The 19426-nt window shown below is 36.5% G+C and carries 19 protein-coding genes; 14 read left to right on the forward strand and 5 right to left on the reverse strand.

Annotation, left to right across the window (positions count from 1 at the left end):
• The first annotated feature begins 122 nt into the window (after positions 1-122).
• Positions 123-770: a DUF6624 domain-containing protein gene (locus AC2S94_RS14695; RefSeq protein ID WP_484629306.1), complete on the forward strand. Its 648-nt coding sequence runs from the start codon at positions 123-125 to the stop codon at positions 768-770.
• Positions 771-872: 102 nt separating this feature from the next.
• Here the strand turns inward: AC2S94_RS14695 and AC2S94_RS14700 are convergent, their stop codons facing one another.
• A complete protein-coding gene (locus AC2S94_RS14700) occupies positions 873-2186 on the reverse strand; it encodes a serine hydrolase (RefSeq protein WP_484629307.1) in 1314 nt (437 codons plus the stop codon).
• Positions 2187-2268: 82 nt separating this feature from the next.
• The gene (locus tag AC2S94_RS14705; RefSeq protein ID WP_484629308.1) at positions 2269-2835 is read right to left on the reverse strand and encodes a helix-turn-helix transcriptional regulator; all 567 of its coding nucleotides are present in this window, start codon (positions 2833-2835) and stop codon (positions 2269-2271) included.
• Between the two features lie 313 nt (positions 2836-3148).
• On the opposite strand from AC2S94_RS14705, the gene AC2S94_RS14710 reads away from it, so the two are divergent.
• The 6 genes from AC2S94_RS14710 (at position 3149) to AC2S94_RS14735 (ending at position 8829) form a co-directional block, all read left to right on the forward strand.
• Positions 3149-4303 (forward strand): porin, encoded by a 1155-nt coding sequence (locus AC2S94_RS14710; protein WP_484629309.1) that lies wholly within the window; start codon positions 3149-3151, stop codon positions 4301-4303.
• A gap of 110 nt (positions 4304-4413) precedes the next feature.
• Positions 4414-5049 (forward strand): DUF2306 domain-containing protein, encoded by a 636-nt coding sequence (locus AC2S94_RS14715; RefSeq protein WP_484629310.1) that lies wholly within the window; start codon positions 4414-4416, stop codon positions 5047-5049.
• A 406-nt stretch (positions 5050-5455) separates the two neighbouring features.
• Positions 5456-6361 carry a hypothetical protein gene (locus AC2S94_RS14720; protein WP_484629311.1) on the forward strand — a complete coding sequence of 302 codons (906 nt, stop codon included), beginning with the start codon at positions 5456-5458 and terminating at the stop codon, positions 6359-6361.
• A gap of 152 nt (positions 6362-6513) precedes the next feature.
• Complete coding sequence (locus tag AC2S94_RS14725; RefSeq protein WP_484629312.1) at positions 6514-7083, forward strand: hypothetical protein; 570 nt, start codon at positions 6514-6516, stop codon at positions 7081-7083.
• Between the two features lie 27 nt (positions 7084-7110).
• A complete protein-coding gene (locus tag AC2S94_RS14730) occupies positions 7111-7797 on the forward strand; it encodes a CPBP family intramembrane glutamic endopeptidase (protein ID WP_484629313.1) in 687 nt (228 codons plus the stop codon).
• A 57-nt stretch (positions 7798-7854) separates the two neighbouring features.
• Positions 7855-8829 (forward strand): proline iminopeptidase-family hydrolase, encoded by a 975-nt coding sequence (locus AC2S94_RS14735; RefSeq protein ID WP_484629314.1) that lies wholly within the window; start codon positions 7855-7857, stop codon positions 8827-8829.
• Here AC2S94_RS14735 and AC2S94_RS14740 read toward each other — a convergent pair.
• Together AC2S94_RS14740 and katG are read right to left on the reverse strand one after the other, a co-directional pair.
• On the reverse strand, positions 8826-10298 hold the full coding sequence (locus AC2S94_RS14740; protein WP_484629315.1) for an aminopeptidase P N-terminal domain-containing protein: 1473 nt from the start codon (positions 10296-10298) through the stop codon (positions 8826-8828). The two genes, AC2S94_RS14735 and AC2S94_RS14740, sit on opposite strands and share 4 nt — an antisense overlap.
• 136 nt (positions 10299-10434) lie before the next feature.
• Complete coding sequence (gene katG / locus AC2S94_RS14745; RefSeq protein WP_484629316.1) at positions 10435-12687, reverse strand: catalase/peroxidase HPI; 2253 nt, start codon at positions 12685-12687, stop codon at positions 10435-10437.
• Positions 12688-12918: 231 nt separating this feature from the next.
• Here katG and AC2S94_RS14750 point away from each other — a divergent pair, with 231 nt between their 5' ends.
• The 5 genes from AC2S94_RS14750 (at position 12919) to AC2S94_RS14770 (ending at position 16217) form a co-directional block, all read left to right on the forward strand.
• Positions 12919-13554 (forward strand): acyloxyacyl hydrolase, encoded by a 636-nt coding sequence (locus tag AC2S94_RS14750; RefSeq protein WP_484629317.1) that lies wholly within the window; start codon positions 12919-12921, stop codon positions 13552-13554.
• Between the two features lie 127 nt (positions 13555-13681).
• On the forward strand, positions 13682-14053 hold the full coding sequence (locus AC2S94_RS14755) for a VOC family protein (protein WP_484629318.1): 372 nt from the start codon (positions 13682-13684) through the stop codon (positions 14051-14053).
• A 37-nt stretch (positions 14054-14090) separates the two neighbouring features.
• Positions 14091-15035: a WD40 repeat domain-containing protein gene (locus tag AC2S94_RS14760; RefSeq protein WP_484629319.1), complete on the forward strand. Its 945-nt coding sequence runs from the start codon at positions 14091-14093 to the stop codon at positions 15033-15035.
• A 5-nt stretch (positions 15036-15040) separates the two neighbouring features.
• Complete coding sequence (locus tag AC2S94_RS14765; RefSeq protein ID WP_484629320.1) at positions 15041-15577, forward strand: GNAT family N-acetyltransferase; 537 nt, start codon at positions 15041-15043, stop codon at positions 15575-15577.
• Between the two features lie 193 nt (positions 15578-15770).
• Complete coding sequence (locus tag AC2S94_RS14770; protein ID WP_484629321.1) at positions 15771-16217, forward strand: hypothetical protein; 447 nt, start codon at positions 15771-15773, stop codon at positions 16215-16217.
• 44 nt (positions 16218-16261) lie between these two features.
• Here AC2S94_RS14770 and AC2S94_RS14775 read toward each other — a convergent pair whose 3' ends face one another.
• A complete protein-coding gene (locus AC2S94_RS14775) occupies positions 16262-17044 on the reverse strand; it encodes a hypothetical protein (protein WP_484629322.1) in 783 nt (260 codons plus the stop codon).
• A gap of 174 nt (positions 17045-17218) precedes the next feature.
• Here AC2S94_RS14775 and AC2S94_RS14780 point away from each other — a divergent pair, with 174 nt between their 5' ends.
• Both AC2S94_RS14780 and AC2S94_RS14785 read left to right on the forward strand, forming a co-directional pair.
• Positions 17219-18049: an ATP cone domain-containing protein gene (locus tag AC2S94_RS14780; protein WP_484629323.1), complete on the forward strand. Its 831-nt coding sequence runs from the start codon at positions 17219-17221 to the stop codon at positions 18047-18049.
• Positions 18046-19419, forward strand: a complete 1374-nt coding sequence (locus AC2S94_RS14785; RefSeq protein ID WP_484629324.1) for an MBL fold metallo-hydrolase RNA specificity domain-containing protein — start codon at positions 18046-18048, stop codon at positions 19417-19419. The genes AC2S94_RS14780 and AC2S94_RS14785 overlap by 4 nt, the downstream gene beginning before the upstream one ends.
• Positions 19420-19426: the final 7 nt, after the last annotated feature.

Consider the following 19426-nt stretch of genomic DNA (forward strand, 5'->3'; position numbering starts at 1 on the left):
TTTTCACTATCCAATCTTATATTGATCAATTATCGATCATAACCACTTTCCGATTTTTTCTGTAACAAAACCTTTCCCCGATCGTTGTTTTTATATATCACCCTTATAAAATCAATCAATTTATGTTTAAAAAGTTTATTTTTTCATCAGTTTTATTATTCAATATTTTTTCAGGAATTGCCCAGGAAACATCAGAAAATATACAGCAACGTTTAGATACCATCTGGAAAAGCGACCAGGATATTAGGTTCGAACTCATTAAATTACAACAGGAGGGAAAAATGAATTCTGATGAATTTAGAACGCTGGTAAAGACAATGAAAAAACAGGATTCTGCAAATCTGGAAAAGGTTATTTCAATCCTTGAAAATGGTTGGCCCGATGGTTTGAATATGCAGGGTAATCAAACCCTGTTTCTCGTAATTCAGCATGCAGATCTGGCCACCCAAAAAGAATTTCTTCCGGCTATTGAACAAGCAGTAAATGAGAATAAAACCCTGCCAGGCAATCTCGCGCTTTTAAGAGATCGCATTGCGCTTAGAGAAGGGAAGAAACAGATCTATGGCAGTCAGGTCTTTATAGATTCCAAAACCGGAAAGAAATATGTGGAACCTATTCAAAACCCCGAAGATGTAGATAGTTTAAGATCTGAAATGGGACTACCATCAATGGAAGTTTATTTAAACCAGGGCTTTCAAATGGATTGGAGCCTTGATAAGTATTATGAAGATCTTAAAGAGTTAAAAAAAGTAAAGGAGAATAGGTCATAATTGTTGGATTCTTTCAAGATTCAAATTTCCTCCTAATTTCAAATTCTCTCTTTAGCTGAATTAAAATTTTCAGGCTAAGTGTTGAATCATCCAACAGATATTTTATTGTTTTTCACCCATGGTTTCTGGTTTTCCTTTAAATCCAAATCCCTTTACATGACCCTTTTCGTCCAGAAAAAATTCCCATTCTACTGACTGATCCTGGAAGTAGAACGTAGTGTTTGACGATGGCACAAGTTCTTCTTTTCCAGGAATTGGATCAGGCCTTAGAAATAGTTTGCCGTTTTCCTCGCTAATGTGCAGTAAACCGAAACCAGGCGTCAGGTAACTTCCTGTATATTTTGAAAAAAGATTCTCATCAATATCATACCTCACCAGAATTCCCTTTTTTCCAGGCATCTGAAAAGATTCTCCGTTCCAGATATTTCGAACTACCCAATAAACATCCTTCCAGTATCTTCCTGATATATTATGAATATAGATCAGGGTGGCATTTCTATCAGGAAATTTTTGAATACTGGACCTTATATTCGGGCCATCACCAATAATATAATATTCTGTTTCTTCTGTATCGTCGATTACCCACCAGGCCAATCCGTAATTATTTAATGAGCCATCGTTCAATTTAGTTTTTGAAAATGTGGCCAGTTTATTTTCCTCGGTAAGGATTTCATTTTTATAAAACGATTGCTCAAAAGTATAGAGATCTTTGGCAGTTGAATATAAATTTCCATCTCCTGAAGGCGCAAAAAAACTATCACCATCTATTTCATCTGAAATTTGGGTGAGATCCTCGAAATAAGTATTCACCATACCCAGTTTATCAAAAATGGCTTTCTGTACATATCGATCATAAGGCATTTCTGAAATTTCTTCTACCAGGCCCGCGAGGACTATATAGTTACTATTCTGGTAATCATAGTGCTCCCCGGGCAACTTCACCGGAACTGGATTTTTAGAGATAAAATCTACGATAGCTTTGTTGTTCATATATTTTGTAGTATCCGCTTGATTCACCACTTTTTCGATAAAATTTGGAAGTCCGCTGGTCATGCTTAATAAATGCCTGATGGTAATCCCATCATAAGGCCAGGTCTTGAGATATTTTTCGATTTTGTCATCGAGTTCAAGCCTTCCCTCCTGCTCCAGATTTAAAATCGCCGCAGCAGTAAATGCCTTGGTAATAGATTTTACCTCCAATGACGTATCATTGGTTATTGAATCTCCCATTTCCGAAAGATTTCCATAAGACTTCTGAAAAATGATCTCGTGGTTTTCTGCTATTAAGATCTGGCCGTGAAATAATTTATCTTGTTCTATGATCTTCATTACAGAATCCAGCTCAGTTTTCCAATCCTGGCTAAATGAAATCTGAACTAAAAAGATGAGCAGTATGCTTAAACTTATTTTTTTCATAATCTGAAATAATTATGTTCACAAATTTTGATCGAAATGCTAAAAAACCAAAATCTTTACTATAGATTTTAGATAGACAGGCTCAGATTTGCTTTAAAAAAGTTACCAAATCAATATCTGAGGTAAGATCCATTTTTTTGCGGAGGCGGTATCGTGCAGTATTAGCGCTTGGTACCGAAATATTTAATTCTGAAGCAATCTCTTTGGTAGAGTATCCATCAATGAGTAATTCAGCAATTAAAGCGTCGTTCGTTGTCAGGCCATTAAATTTTTTGCTAAGCCTGTCCTGAAAGGTTTGCTCTTTAAGCTCATTTTGCACAAATCTGTTTTGAAGCCTGAACCTGTATCCCATAAAATCGATCTTACCTTTCCTCTGGTTTGAAATAATTATCCAGGTAAGTATTGCCAAAACCAGACAGGAAAAGATAATGAAGCTCCATCCTCTTTCTCTCATAAAAAGAACCTGCATCCTGTTTGCTTTCAGTTCATTTAGATCTTTAGGCCTATTTTCTCTAATCATTTGCATGGTCTCTGTATCTATCGGTTTGTCGAAAAAAGACACATACAATAGAGAAATAACTATAATCCCCAAAATGGCCAGAAATACATGGTAGATCTTAATATGTTCAGAAATGGCTTTTTTAAACATCACTGTAATTTAAATACCATACAATCTAAGAAACATTTAAAAACGCGACAATAGATTTCATATAGACAGGAAGATTGAAAACTGAAAATGAATCATCTACATTTAACAACCCTCTGAAAATTATTCATTCTAAGTGTTGAAAACTTCATATTATTACCTAGAAATGAACTGATCGGAAAGAAATCCGTAAAATTTTAGTAAATTACTATGTAGACTGGTACTAAGAATAATCTTCAATGAACAAAATTAAATATGGAATGATATTTCAAGCCTCTGGTTACCAAGTAATTCAACCTGAAATACCATTCAGATCATGAGAAAATTCTGCATCCTAATTTTAATTCTATTCTTTTCGGCTAAGAGTTATTCACAATTGACCGATAGTATTCAAGAGCCTTTGATCCCTGCAGATAAAATTGAATTGCTTAAGAATATCAATATTACCTTCGGGATGCGTATGGAATACCAGGCCTATACTTTTAGAGGAGGTGATAATTACTATAATGGTTTACAATTTTCCAACGGATTTACCGCCTTAGGAATTTCTGGGAAATTACATGAAAGGTTAAGTTTTCAGTTCAGAAACCGTTTTAATAAAAACAGCGACGTGCAAACGCTGGACAGGCTTGGCGGAAATATTGAACTCGCTTACATTGATGTTATGCTAAGTCCAAAATTCAACCTGTTATTGGGAAGAATGACGGCTTTTTACGGTGGTTATGAATACGAATTCAGCGCGCTGGATGTTCTTGAATACAATGATATTTATGGAAATGCCCTCGCTTTTGTTACCGGCGCAGGGATCACTTATCAGGTGAGTGATGATCATAAATTTGGTTTTCAGGTTTTGAATTCGCGAACCACGCATTACGATGATCTTTATGGAGACCTGGATGCTGATAATATTGAAGAGCCAGACTGGCCCGTGGCTTTCGTAGGTAATTGGCGCGGAAGCTTTTTTGACGGAAAACTAAAAACGATCTACAGCCTGAGTCATTCTTATGAAGTAAAAGATAAAGGAACAACATTTGTCACATTCGGTCATAAATATGAAAACAGGAACCTGAGCATTATGTATGATTTTCATTACAGTTATGAGCAGGTGGATACCAAAGGTATTGTGACGGGAGTGATCAGTACAGACAAAGTTTCTGAAGATGTCTCTTATATTGAAAACTGGATGCGAGCTGAATATCAATTCAGTCCTAAATTTCGCGGACTTTTGACCCTCATGACCAGTAGTGCATATGATGATGTGTCGGGTTCGAATGATCACATAAGAACCAGTTACGGGGCTATTCCTACGCTTTACTATAGCCCTTTCAAAAAATTAGATCTACGTTTTTACCTGGCTTACATAGGCAGGTATTACGATTATTCTCCTTTTGCTGAGGAAACTTATGAGGTAAGAAGCTATAATAAAAATGAAGTTCGCCTAGGTTTTATCGCTCCATTATTACTTCTTTAGACCTTTAATTTATTGATTATTAAAACTTTATTAAAATTGATTATTTTGAAGTTTTAATAATTAGAATTACATTTCAGCTTCATTCATTAATCTCAAAACCACCAGCTTCAGTGAAAAAATTTGTACATAATTCAAAATGGATCTTCTTTGGATTATTATGTATATCTATCGGTCTTTATCCTATAGTTTACTTTTTTGTTGATCGCACCTTTGGACTTCTGGCATCAAAAACAGATTTACTTTTGAACGATAGGTTATGGAATTACGGCTTTTACGGTCATATTGTCCCTGGCGGAATAGCCTTATTAATCGGGTGGACACAGTTTAGTTCGAGGATTCGTAAGAAAAGACTGAAGATGCATCGAATTATTGGTAGGATCTATGTTATCTCTGTTGTGATTAGTGGAATTTGCGGACTTTATATCGCACAATTTGCCACTGGCGGAATCTCTAACGTTATAGGATTCAGCCTTAGTGCAATAGTTTGGCTCGGCACCACCATAGGTTCTTACATTGCAATAAGGAATCGAAATGTTATCAGGCATCAGGATCTAATGATCTTCAGTTATGCGGTATGTTTTTCTGCCGTAACTTTAAGGATCTGGCTTCCATTATTAATTGGAATAACTGGTAATTTTAATTCTGCTTACCTCATTGTTGCCTGGTTGAGTTGGGTTCCAAACCTGGCAGTTGCATATTATATCATTAAAAAAAGAGAGAAAAGAATCTTAAACTTAAGTCGGTAATTTATTGAAATTTATTTTTCTCCTGTTCTTACAAATTCTAGCATTCCGGAAAAAATTTAGTTCTATTGCTAACCGCACCCCTTCTCTATTTTTAGTGTATTAGAAAACGATAATTCTGAAAACTGCGATGCTACACATTTTTGTAGTTAGCATTATTATCGTCTATCAATTCTTCCATAGGCAAAGCATTATTATCTGAATCTGTTTTATTCCTAAGCCGAATTGGAAGTAGTATAAAAGGTTTTTATATGGTGATTAATATAGGCCTTTGGTTTGCAGAATTATACTTCCAAAATTATTCGAAATGTTGATTTTGCCGGATATTCGAGATCATCATCACAACAATTGTCAATCCTAACCGTTAATTCAATTCCGAAAATAAATTAAACCCCAAAACCAACCGATCTTGAATCCATCAATTTTCAAAAACATTCTTCAGGTTTTAAAATACCTGGCCATCTATTATTTATCGATCAAAATGATCGCCTTTGCCATTCCTAAATTGCTGCATATGCAGTTCAGAATTCTACATTACGAGTCATTCATGCCCCTGGCGCAGGTATCCAAATATCAACATATGTGGTCTTTCTTTGGCAGATCTTACCACTATAATATTTTCATTGGGCTAATAGAAATGATGATAGGAATATTGGTTGTTTTCAGGAGAACCAGACTCATCGCTTTGCTTCTTTCAGTGGGCGTATGTTTAAACATACTGATTTTGAACATTGAATTCCACGTTTTTTTTGCCATACAGCACGTCATGCTTGACCTGACAATCACAATTTTATTATTGATTGAATATCGAAAAGATCTCTATAAATTCTTCCTGGAAATGGAAGGGAAAATTGGACAAAAAACAGGTTCGATCAGAAATAAATTCGTCAAAATATTGCCTTTGATCTATGTACTATTATTTCCCGTGGGATATTTCATTTATGCTTATAATTTAAAGACCAGTATCGAGAATCCATTAAATGGAAGCTATAAGATTTCTGAACTGGAAATTGATAACTCCTCGCAAAATATCAAAAAGGGAAAACTTGGAACTGATCCCATGTTATTTTTTGAATATAATGGACAGACTGCATTATCTATTAATGACAGTTTGTATTTAGGAAGTTATAGTGTTAAGAAAGACAGCGTGTTTATATACTTTAAAGCAGAAAATAACCAAGGTCCAAAATTATTCAAAGGCAAGATTTTGAATAGCAATATTCTTCAAGGTAAGGTGAATGATAGCCTGGAAATTAAGAGTAAAATAGAGCGATTATCCGAAGAAAAAGATTATCTGAATAATCTTTATAATTAAATTCAGAATCTGTTTTATCGGCAATTGAATGATCTTGATTATCTGAATCCATTGAGAAAATCAGGATAATCTGAAGGCCTATTTAAAGAAAGTAAGGCAATTTGTTTTATGTAATATTTGAATATTTGTAACTTAATTCTCCAGAATTCAAAATGAATAAGATTTTAAAAATTTCGGTAAGATATTTTCTCCTGGTTTTTATAACCTATGGTTTTCTAATTAGCCTGCTCGATCTATTTACAGAAAGAAATTTTAGTTTACAGGATATCATCCAGGGTTGCCTGATATTTGGATTCGGGATGACGGTGGTTCTGGTTTCCTATCATTTGTATGAATTAAAAGCAATAGCCAGACAATATGGTATTTCAAATCCTGATCTGGATGTGAAGCAAAGCATTAAAATTGATTCAAGGTTAAAGCTTATCACAATTTGCGAGCAACTTCAAATGAGAAATTATTACAGAGATGTTGATTGCGATCAGGACGCCGATCTTATAAAGATTAAAACAGGTTTTATTGGCAAATCATGGGGAGATATTATCATTATCGAAAAACTCCAAGACAACCGATATCGACTCAGCAGCCGACCGAGAGTTCCATTTACCACTATAGATTTTGGTCAGAATCTGGAGAATATTCTTTTACTAGAACACCGCATTAATGTCTTTGGAAAAGATGCATTTGAGTCTGAAAAGAATGAAAATATGATAGGTGATTTATGACCTTTTTAATCTTCATATAAAATACAAATGATCGGGATAGTATTTGAACTCATCATTTCCTGGATGCTTCTATATTTCTTTGAACGCAGAAGTATACTTGCATTAGGTTTTGTACCCGTTACCAAAAGATTGAAGCAATTATTGACAGGCTTCGTTATGACCGCAATTCTTTGCATCATAATCCAACTTTTGGAGGCAAAACTTAAAGAAACTACCTGGGTTATAAACCAGGATTTTAGTTTCATAAATTTAGCCGAATTCTTCTATTGGGATTTAAAATCTGTAATTTTTGAAGAGCTTATTTTTCGTGGTGCCATACTTTATATTCTATTACAAAGATTGAAAATTAAATATGCGTTATTAATCTCTGCGTCTGCCTTTGGAATCTATCATTGGTTTTCCATGGGCGTTATCGGAAATCTTATCCCTATGGTATTGATCTTTACAGGAACCGGAATTATGGGTTTCGCCTGGGCACTGGGATTTCAGAAAGCAAGATCTATTTTCCTGCCGATTGGGTTGCACCTGGGCTGGAATTTTTTCCTAAATACCATATTCTCAAAAGGACCATTGGGAACAGGATTGTTCATACTGCAAAATGACCAGATCATGACCAGTTGGTTTTCCCTGATCGGACTCATCTTAGTTCCTATTTTGGTATTATTGATCGTTATTTTCTTTATTAAGGATGAGTCTGTTCTGAAATATCATTAGTATAATTTCTGCCGGAATTTAATTAATTTGGCTCCTTAATTCGCTAATCCCACTCTTATGAAATCAAGTAACTCCTCATTTTACCTATTGTTGAATCTGGCAATATTCATATTTATAACTGGGTGTAATGAAACCAAGGAAGAAAAACAGATCAAAGAAGGTGAAGGATTTGTAGAAGTTACCGGTGGAAAAATTTGGTATAGAGTCAACGGAAATAGTAAAAACACCCCTGTTCTACTACTTCATGGAGGGCCGGGTTCTTCCAGTTTCGGCTTTGAACCCTACAAAAAAATAAGTGCAGACAGGCCCGTGATATTTTATGATCAGTTAGGAAGTGGAAGATCTGATAGAATTACAGATACCACTTTAATGACGGTTGAAAGATATGTAGAAGAAGTGGAAATGCTTCGGAAAGAACTTGACCTGGAAAAAGTTTATCTACATGGGCAATCTTGGGGAACAGCTTTGGGATTGGAATATTATCTGAAATATCCTGAACACGTAGAAGGGATCATTTTCAGTAGTCCGTATTTTAGTACCAAAAGATGGATAAAAGATGCAAATGAACTTGTGGAGACCCTTCCAGATTCCATCCAGAATATTATCAAAACGAATGAAAAAAATAAGACTTTCAATAACCAGGAATACCAGAATGCAGTAGCCTTATTTTACAGCAAATTTCTACGTAGAAAAGAACGTTCCCAGGCAAAAAAAGATTCTGCCAGCAAATATTTCGGCACCAATGTATATGAATACATGTGGGGGCCAAGCGAATTTACTGCAACGGGAACTCTTTTGAATTACGACCGAATTGATAAGCTTTCAGAAGTTGAAGTTCCGGTGCTTTTTATAACAGGAGAATTTGATGAAGCTAGACCTGCTACTGTGAAAGAATATCAAAAGATGGTTCCAGACGCAGAATTTGTAGAAATAAGCGAGTCTGGACATGCCACATTAAATGACAACCCCAAAGAAGCACTTGCGGCTATCAAGAATTTCCTGGAGAAAGCAGATGATATTAAAAACGATTAATCTAATGCCGGAAGTTCCAGTTCATCAAAAACAGATGGCTTTTCCATCATAGCTTCGATGTCTTCAGATTTCCTAGGAGCTTCTGCGGAAAGGTTTACCGGGCCGTTTTCAGTTATTAGAATATCGTCTTCAATTCTTACGGCGATTCCCCACCATTTCTCATCACAATCACTTCCCTCCGGAATATAAATTCCAGGTTCTACAGTGATCACCATATTTGGCTCGAAACTACCGCGGGTATTAAGATCATGAACATCCAGACCTATATGATGCGAGGTGCCATGTGGAAAATACATATGTTTTGCATCTACAGAAGGTATAATACCCAATTCATATAATCCCTGGTTAATAATCTCTAAACCGGCTTTATGCGTATCTCCGGAGTTATTCCCAACAACTGCAGCAGCAATCCCGGCTTCCTGTGCTTCATACACGAGATCATAGATGGCTTTTTGCTCTTCATTAAATTTTCCATTGGCAGGTATCGTCCTGGTAACATCTGCAGTATATCCGTGATATTCTGCACCAAGATCCATTAGAACAAGATCCTGTTCAAGTTTTGTTTTATTATTTTCGATATAATGTAATACACAACCGTTGTTTCCGGCTCCTACTATTGAAGGATAACCTTCATACTCACTGCCGTATTTTTTATATACATATTCGTGTAATCCCTGAACTTCAGTTTCTGACATTCCCGGGTGCATCGCTTTCATAACTTCCACCTGTCCCATAGCTGAAATTCGGACTGCCTTTTTAAGAAGTTTCATTTCTTCAGGGGTTTTGATCTGCCTCAATTCTCCCATAAAAGTTCTAAGGCTCTCCGTATCTACACTCACCTCAGCTTCCGGACTTACTTCCTGCTGAACCTCAACACCAAGCGGACCGTTATTCTGATTTTTAATCGATTTTACATTTATCTGGGTTTTGAAATTCTGGATAAGGCTGGCAAGATCTGCCGGATCCCTTGAATCCCTGTAATCGTTGCTGAAAGGTTTATGCAAAACACTTTCATATTCGGAAAAATCTATCTGGTTGTTTAAAAATTCACTTCCGTTGAAAACGGTTTCAAATCCAAGATCTTCTTTCGCTCCTTCTACTCCAAGTCGGTATCCTGTCCACATTTCTGCACGAGGATTCTTCTCTTGAACATATAGCATTTCATCATAAGATTCTCCATTTTCGCCTTGCTGCTCTTCTGAAAATATCACTAAAACCGCGTGCGGTTCCTTGTAACCTGTTAAGTAATAAAAATCCGGATCCTGGTGGTACACAAAATCAACATCATTAGCCCTATTTCTAACCGGGTTTGCAAAAAATACCGCAACCGAATTTTCAGGCATTTTAGCTCGAAGTGCTTCCCTCCTGCTTTTGTGAAATTCTGAAGAAAGATAATCTTCAGGAGTTCCGTCCTGTGCGAAAATGCTTATGCTTAAAAATAAGAAGCTGATGAGAAATAGATTTTTCATAATGATAGATTTAATCTGCAAAATAATCAATTCTAATTTCTAAAACGAATACTTATTTCACTGAAAGCTTGAGTAATTCGCCAAAAATAAAAAAGGTGGTCTTTCGACCACCCTTAGTTAAAACCTCTAAATAAATTTATTTAAGATCATACCTGTCAAGATTCATCACCTTATCCCAGGCTTTAACAAAATCCTTTACGAACTTTTCTTCAGCATCATCGGTTCCGTAAACTTCTGAGATTGCTCTTAATTCAGAATTTGAACCGAAAATAAGATCAGCTCTGGTTCCTGTCCATTTTTGTTCACCTGTAGTTCTATCACTTCCACTAAATTCAGTTTCAGAATCTGAAGTTTTTTTCCAGGTTAAACGCATATCCAGAATATTCTTGAAAAAATCGTTGGTCAACTGTCCAGGACGGTCAGTAAAAACTCCTTTTTTAGAACCATCATAATTGGTATCCATCGCTCTAAGACCACCAACAAGCACTGTCATTTCCGGAGCTGTAAGAGTAAGCAACTGAGCTCTATCTACCAATAATTCTTCCGCAGAAGCTGAAATATGATCCCTGTTCCTGAAATAATTTCTGAAACCATCTGCATTCGGTTCCAGAGGCTCAAAGGCTTCCACGTCGGTTTGCTCCTGGGTTGCATCTCCTCGGCCCGGAGTAAATGGTACGCTGATATCATGCCCTGCATCTTTTGCCGCCTTTTCTACGCCAACGCATCCGGCAAGAACTATAAGATCTGCAATTGAAACCTTTTTATTTCCAGATTGCGCATCATTGAAATCGTTCTGTATACTTTCCAAAGTTTGAATGACCTTTCCCAGCTGCTTCGGATTATTGACTTCCCAGCCTCTCTGCGGTGACAAACGGACTCTACCTCCATTGGCTCCACCTCGTTTATCTGAACCTCTAAAAGTAGAAGCAGAAGCCCAGGCAGTGGAAACTAGCTCTCGTACAGAAAGTCCCGTTTCTAAAATTTTTGATTTTAATGCTGAAATATCATTATCATCAACCAGTTCGTGATCAACTTTTGGAATTCTATCCTGCCACAATAATTCCTCTTCAGGAACTTCAGGACCTAAATAGCGTTCGATCGGCCCCATATCACGATGGGTTAATTTGAACCAGGCTCTAGCATAGGCATCAGCAAATTCATCAGGATTGTCATGAAAATGTCTGGCGATCTTTTCATATTCAGGGTCGAATTTTAAAGAAAGATCTGTAGTTAACATGAACGGCGCATGCTTTTTATCAGGGTCATGCGCGTCTGGAACGGTGCCAGCTCCTTCGTTGTTCTTAGGTTGCCATTGGTAAGCACCACCCGGACCTTTGATACATTCCCAGTCATATTTGAATAAATTTTCCAGGTATTTATTACTCCATTTCGTTGGCGTATCGGTCCATGCTCCCTCAATTCCACTGGTAATGGTATCAGCTCCTTTTCCTGAACCATAGGTATTTTTCCAACCCATTCCCATCTCTTCAATTCCGGCTGCTGCAGGTTCAGCTGCAACATATTTTTCAGCATCTGCAGCACCATGTGTTTTACCAAACGTATGTCCACCGGCGATAAGTGCAACTGTTTCGTAATCGTTCATCGCCATTCTACCAAAGGTCTCTCGAATGTAAGAGGCAGATTCAACCGGGTCTGGATTACCATTATGACCTTCAGGATTTACATAAATCAACCCCATATGGGCAGCTCCAAGCGGATTTTCAAGCGTACCATCTTCATATCTTTTATCATTATCCAGCCATTCTGTCTCTGCTCCCCAGTAAACATCGTTTTCAGGTTCCCAAACATCTTTCCTACCACCGGCAAATCCGAACATTTTAAGTCCCATAGATTCGTGGGCACAGTTTCCTGCCAGGACTAAAAGATCTGCCCAGGATAATTTCTTACCATATTTCTTTTTGATGGGCCATAGTAAAAGTCTTGCCTTATCAAGATTCGCGTTATCCGGCCAGCTATTTAAAGGCGCAAAACGCTGCTGACCCGATCCTGCTCCTCCTCTACCATCACCAATTCTATAGGTTCCAGCACTGTGCCAGGCCATACGAATGAAAAACGGTCCATAATGGCCGTAATCTGCCGGCCACCATTCTTGAGAGTCGGTCATAAGATCATAGAGATCCTGTTTCACTGCTTTCAGATCCAGACTATTGAATTCTTTTGCATAATCAAAGTCTTCATCCATAGGATCTGTTAATGAAGAGTTTTGACGAAGAATGTTCAGATTAAGCTGGTTAGGCCACCAATCTCTATTCGAGGTCCCTTTCCCTGCGGTGTAATTCAAAGCACCACCCATAAAAGGGCATTTACTGGATTCATTTACTTCCCAGACTTTGTGGTTATCCTTGCTTCCAGAATGATTATTTTCCATGTTTTAGTTGATTTTATTCAATTAAAAATTCGGTTCGACTCCTAATTTACGAATTTCATATCTATAATTTTTATCTATATATTTTATGAAGTCATAGAGTATTCACATAATTATTTCGGAAAATGATAATTACAATGAGCTTCTGATCTTTTTCTGTTCTATCAATTTCTATGAATTTTAGGATTATATTATCTTCACCGCCCAAAACACAATTTCCAAAATTCTGAATTCTTGAAATTAAAATTCTTAGCCTTACTATTTTTATTAGTAAGCTCTCAGTTAACCGCACAGAACAGTAAATATGATGGTAAATTCTACAGGCTAGGTATCAATTACGGAATTGCCAGTGTAGATAACCCGGTATTTTTTGATTATGATTATTACTATCAGGTTCACTTAAGAAAATTCCAGATCTTTTATAAAATCAAATCCACAAAATTCCTGGATTATGAATTTATCTTTCAACCAGAAATAAATAAGGTAAAACACAGGTTAACCAGTGATAGATTTATCTATGGCCCATCTCATCCCTTATGGGAAAGGAGAGATGAGATGAAAACTTTAAAAATTTTCAATGAATATGTTTTTAATTTTGGAGTGCTCCTGAGAAAACCTATAAAGAATGATATGAGTGTTTATTTTCTCGCCAGCCTTGGTCCCGGTTACGTTGAAAGCGATACGGAAAGAATGACTCAGGGAATAGGATTTTCGGATAATCTTGGAATAGGATTCAGTAAGGATTTTAAACAGTTTTATTTTGATACACGTATTGGTTATCGCCATGTTTCTAATGCCAATATTAATGATATCAATCATGGTTATGATGCAATGGTCATAGATCTGGGAATTGGAATGCTCCTGAATTAATTACTAAATATTTCATTTTTTAAAATTAGCTCTACTTTATTATAAATCAATATGTTAACTTTATGACGCGTATTGAAGTTGCCCCACATCTTATTCGAATTCAGAAACCAAGGTAAAATTTAAAGATATGAGCAACCAAGAAAATTTTTCTCACTCCGCGGTGATATTTCCCGTTAGTAACCTGGAGGAATCCATAGATTTTTACACCAATAAATTAGGCTTCGAAAAAACTTTTGAATGGGGAGAACCAATGTACTATGCAGTGGTAAAACGGGGTGGAGTAGGCATACACTTAACTAAAAGATCTGACGGCGGCAGACCTTCAAAATATCATCGAGCTCTTTATGTATTTGTAAATAACATTGAGAAGGTAAATAAGGATTGTAAAGATAATCAAGTAAGAATTGTAAATGATCTGGAGAGTCGTGACTATAAAATGAGAGATTTTGATATTGAAGATCCAGACGGTTTTATCATTACTTTTGGAAAACAGGATTAATTTAGAACGTATACTTCTTCATTTCATCTTAATACCCATGAGCAAATACATCAGTTCCGGTTTACTGTTTTTATTAATTTCAGTAAGCGTCAATTCTCAAAACTGTGAGATCGAAAAATCTTTGAAGGGTCACTCTGAAATGATCCTGGGGATAGATCAATCCCCAGATGGTAAGCACCTTATTTCCGGAGGAGATGATGATAGTATCATCTTATGGAATGAGAAAGGTGAAAAAGTTTTTCAGAAGAATGCGCATGAACGCAGCGTGAATGATGTACAATTTTCCCCGAATGGTCTTCAAATATTATCTGCGGGAAGTGACCAGACCTTTAGTATATGGAATCTGGACGGTTCGAAAATCAGGGATGTGAAGGCAGATGAGATCTATGTAAAAACAATTGCATTTTCTCATGACGGTAACTTTATTTTAAGCGGTGGAGGAGACAATACTGCTCGCTTGTGGTCGCGAAAGGGAGATTTAATAAGAGAATTTCCTGTTCATGAATGCACCATTTACCAGGCTTCTTTTTCGCCTGATGATCAGCTTATTGTATTGGCTAGCTGTGATAATAAGTTTTCAGTTTGGATGGTTAGTGGTGAAAAGCTTTTTGAAAAAGAACATCACCAGAGCGGAGTTAGTGCCGCCAGTTTTTCTCCTGATGGAAGGAATATTCTAACAGCAAGTTTTGATAATACAGCGGTATTATGGGATCTTGAGGGAAATCTGGTTGCAGAATTTGTTGGTCATCAAGACGAGATCAATCAGGCAGAGTTTTCTCCGGATGGAAATTTCATCCTGACTGCCAGTGAAGACGGCACCATAAAATTGTGGAAAACGAATGGAAGTTTAATCAAAACTTATGGTGAGGTCCACAGGCTGGAATATCTTGCAGCGACCTTTTCCAAAGATGGAAAATATATCATTTCTTCCTCTAAAGAAAATAATATCGTTTTCTGGAATGTGGATGCTGAACTAAAATAAGAATCGTGAATTTTACACCATTTCCAGAAATCAGCACTCCCCGACTCATACTTCGGGAACCAAAACTGGAGGATTGGCCGGTAATTTCCTTTTTAAGAACCGACAAAGAAGTGAACAAATATGTTAGGCGATCGTCTGCTGCTAATAAAAAAGCTGCTACCGAATTCATTCAAAAATGCCTCCTTGATATCAGCAAAAATAAGCTGATCAACTGGTTTATCTGTTTAAAAGAAGATAGGAGGATGATCGGTACGATTTGTTTATGGAATTTTTCTCCAAACCGAAAAATCGCCGAGGTTGGATATGACCTTCATACCACTTTTCAGGGTTTTGGATTAATGCACGAAGCTATGGAGGCGGTTATACAATTTGGTTTTGTTAAAATAGATCTGAAAATGATAGAAGCATTTACAAATTCAGCCAACGCAAAATCTATAAACCTGCTCAAAAGAAATCAATTTCAGCTGAATAATGATCGTAGAGATCACGATGATCCAGATAATATGATCTATGAATTATACAATGCTAATTTAGCAGACTAATATTCAGCGAAATTCAGAATGATTTTCATTGAAATACGCTACCTTTTTATTCTGAAAATCACTAACTTAAACAAGTGAGAATTTTAAAAATTTCTCTTACTTCCTGAGCCTTACAGTTCTTCGAACTGAGTTTCTGTGATTGATTTAACTTCAATCTTAGTCAGCTTTTCTTCATCATTATCAAAATATTATCATGAATACTAAAATTTCAAATGACTATGGTTGGGAATCACCCGATATCATGCACAAAGTTTCGAATGCCTGGAATTCAAAACTCAGCTTTATTAACAAGGAGGTCGATTTTTTGACAGATCTGCTAAACCAGAATGTATATCCCATCGTAGAATCACATCTTATTCGGCAGGCCGAAAACTTGATCGAAGAACTTCAACTATTAAAAAGTGAAATGTCTTCCTTATTGAGATCGATTCGTGAACATAAAAACAAGGTGAAAATTCTGTTTTCTGAAGGGCAGGTAAATGATCAGCAATGGGCATATAAACATGAGCATAGAAAATTGATGATCAAAATGCATGAATTTGACAGTAAATATCAAAATCTCAAAAAATCAATATTCAGAACAGTAAAAGAAGCCTTAAGGCATCACAAACAAAAACTGCTCACTGCAAATATTAAGTGAGCTCAGGCATAAAAAAGTCCGGTTTTGAACCGGACTTTTTTAATCTATTTTCTAACCATTTTAGTCAGCGTGGCCAGGTAAGACCATTTCAAATCCCGGGTTTTCAATCCCTCATCTATTTCCTTTTGCTGAGAAGGAGAAATTTCCCCATCAAAATTCATAGAGTTTACGTATTGTTCCCAGTCATCAAACATATTTACTGTGATGTGTGAAGTATAAACGTCAGATCCCTGGGGAACCAAGACTTTTAATAATTCCCAGCTGCCTTTTGCCTTACCGTCTACCATTTTCTGATGCCATGGTTTAAATGCTTTTCCCTCGGCGCTCTCGTATGCAGAAGTATTGTCATCGTTTGCCTTCATTAGATCCATGGTTGCAACCATTCCTGGCTTCATCTCATAATCTCCATTGGTTCTGTCAGTAACCATTAGAAAGAGTCTTACAGCAAGATCACGCGATCCCCCGGCTAGATTAACCCTGTTATCCAATTCCTCGTCGCTGAGATCTGGATAGGCCATTCTGGCACTTTCCATAATTCCTGCACCGGCATTCATCATTTTTAAAGGATCATCAAAAACAGTTACGGTCAAATATTGATATCCCTGATCTTCTCCTCCAGGAAGTAACTGCCAGAGATCCCAGCCAGTAATATCTCCGCTGGCTACTCTTTGCTCGTGAATCTTCTCCCAAAAATCTTCTGTTTCAACATAAAACTGTTCCTGGTCATTATCAACTTTCATAAACTCAAAAGTGAGGTAGGTTTGTTCCTGGGCGAAACCAACACTGCAAAATAGCAGTATCAGAATTAAACTAAATGCTCGTCTCATAATTTTTGGTTTTTGTTTGATACTATATTTATAAAGATACCAAATTATACTCAATTATTTGATTTTCAGTATTTTATAATTTAATTACAAACATTTAGTCAGCAGGTTTTTTCATAGAATTCAATTATTAAACTGATTTATAAGAAATCAGCTAAATAGCTTAACTTTAGTAGTATGCATCCTGAAATTCTAAAATCATCCGGAAAAAAAGCAAAATTTTCCATCTCGAAACTAAGACGCTCGCTTTTAAAAAGTGGTGCTAGTGAAAAGATGGTTTCAGATATTGTGAATGAGATCAGGGATGAGCTATATCAAGGGATAAGTACCAAAGAAATTTACCACCGGGCATTTTCTCTATTAAAGAACTACAAAGGTGCGTATGCCTCAAAATATAAGCTAAAAAAAGCCTTGTATGAATTAGGGCCTGCGGGATTCATTTTCGAAAAATTTATTGCCAGTTTACTGAATCTGCTGGGTTATGAAACCAGATTAAACGAGAATATGCAAGGAGTCTGCGTAACTCATGAAGTTGATATAGTAGCTTTTATAGATGGAATCCGGCATCTTGTTGAATGTAAATTTCATAGCGAGGAAGGCAGGAATTGTGACGTGAAAATTCCGCTGTACATACGCTCGAGATTTGATGATATTTATTCTTACGAAAAGAACCAGAATGAAGGTCAGGGTTGGGTGGTCACAAATACTAAGTTTTCGAAAGACGCCATAACTTATGGAAAGTGCTCAAATCTTCAATTATTGAGTTGGGATTATCCTGAAAATAATTGTTTGAAATTTCTGATAGATAAAGCAGGTGCATATCCGGTTACAACTTCTACCCTGCTTTCAGATGCGGAAAAAAAATTTTTATTAGACAGGCAGGTCATTCTTGGAAAGGATCTTTTAGATAATCCATATTACCTGGACCACCAGGGAATTTCTGCAGAAAGAAAAAATAGAATCATTTCGGAATTCAGTATTCTTTGTGAAAATAGTCCAAGTGAATGATAGATCATGTTAAAATCAAATTTTTAGGAGCAGCCGGTACAGTTACCGGTTCTAAATTCTATTTGGAATTCCGGTCTCATAAATTTCTTATTGACTGCGGAATGTTCCAGGGATTGAAAGAATTAAGAGTTCTAAACAGAGAAAACTTACCTGTAAATATTTCTGAGGTTGATTTTGTGCTGTTAACTCACGGTCACCTTGATCACACAGGATACCTTCCAAAATTAATTCAGCAGGGATTTAAGGGTAAGGTTCTTGGCACAGCACCAACTCTCGCTATTGCAGAGATCATTTTGAAAGATTCGGCAAAGATTCAGGAAGAAGAAGCGAAAAAAGCAAATGAGGAAAATTATACCAGGCATCATCCGGCAACTCCAAACTACACAAGCGAGGATGTTGAAAAAATAATTTCACTTTTTGAAGTTATTGAAACTGATCACTGGATCGATCTTTTTAAAGATTTAAAATGTAGGTTTATAAAATCGGGACATATACTCGGAGCCTGTTCCATAGAATTGGAAATTAAGGATAAAGTATTCGTATTTTCAGGCGATCTTGGTAGAACCGAAGATCTACTTCTGGAGAAACCGGAAGCTCCACGATGGGCAGATTATCTATTTTTAGAATGCACTTATGGGAACAGATTACATCCTGAGGAAGATGTAGAAAAAATTCTTTCAGATCTTATCACAAGAACTATAAAAAACCAGGGGATACTTTTAATTGCATCTTTCGCCGTCGAGCGATTACAGTTATTAATCTATCTCCTTTTCAAATTATTCCGAAGAAATGCTGCACCAGAAATACCGGTGTTCATAGACAGCCCCATGGGCGTTGATGCCACAAAACTATTTTCAAGGTTTCAGGAATTCCATAAAATTAATATTAATGACTTCGAGGCTATAAAAAAGAGATTTGAACTTGTTTCATCCTTTAAAAGAACCTGGGAAATAATTGATATGAAAATGCCTCGCATCGTTATTGCCGGAAGCGGTATGCTCACCGGAGGCAGAATTCTAACTTATCTCAAACAGTTTTTAGATGCTCCTTCTACAAGCTTATTGCTTACAGGGTATCAGGCTGAAGGCACTCGAGGGAGGCAACTTCTAGAAAATGCTCACGAATTAAAGATCTACGGAAAATATTTCCCAGTAAAAGCTCATATTGAAAAGCTGGAAAGTTTATCAGCTCATGCTGATCAAAATGAACTTTTAGACTGGTGCCGGAAAATTAAAAATGTTCCCGAACAAATTTTTTTAATTCATGGAGAAAAACAGGTAGCAGACGCTTTTAGGGTTAAGCTGGAAAGTGAGCTATCCTGGAATATTCAGCAGCCCAAATTATTTGAAGAAATTATAATTCAGCTTTAATTTCCTT

The organism is Christiangramia pacifica, assembly GCF_057221535.1.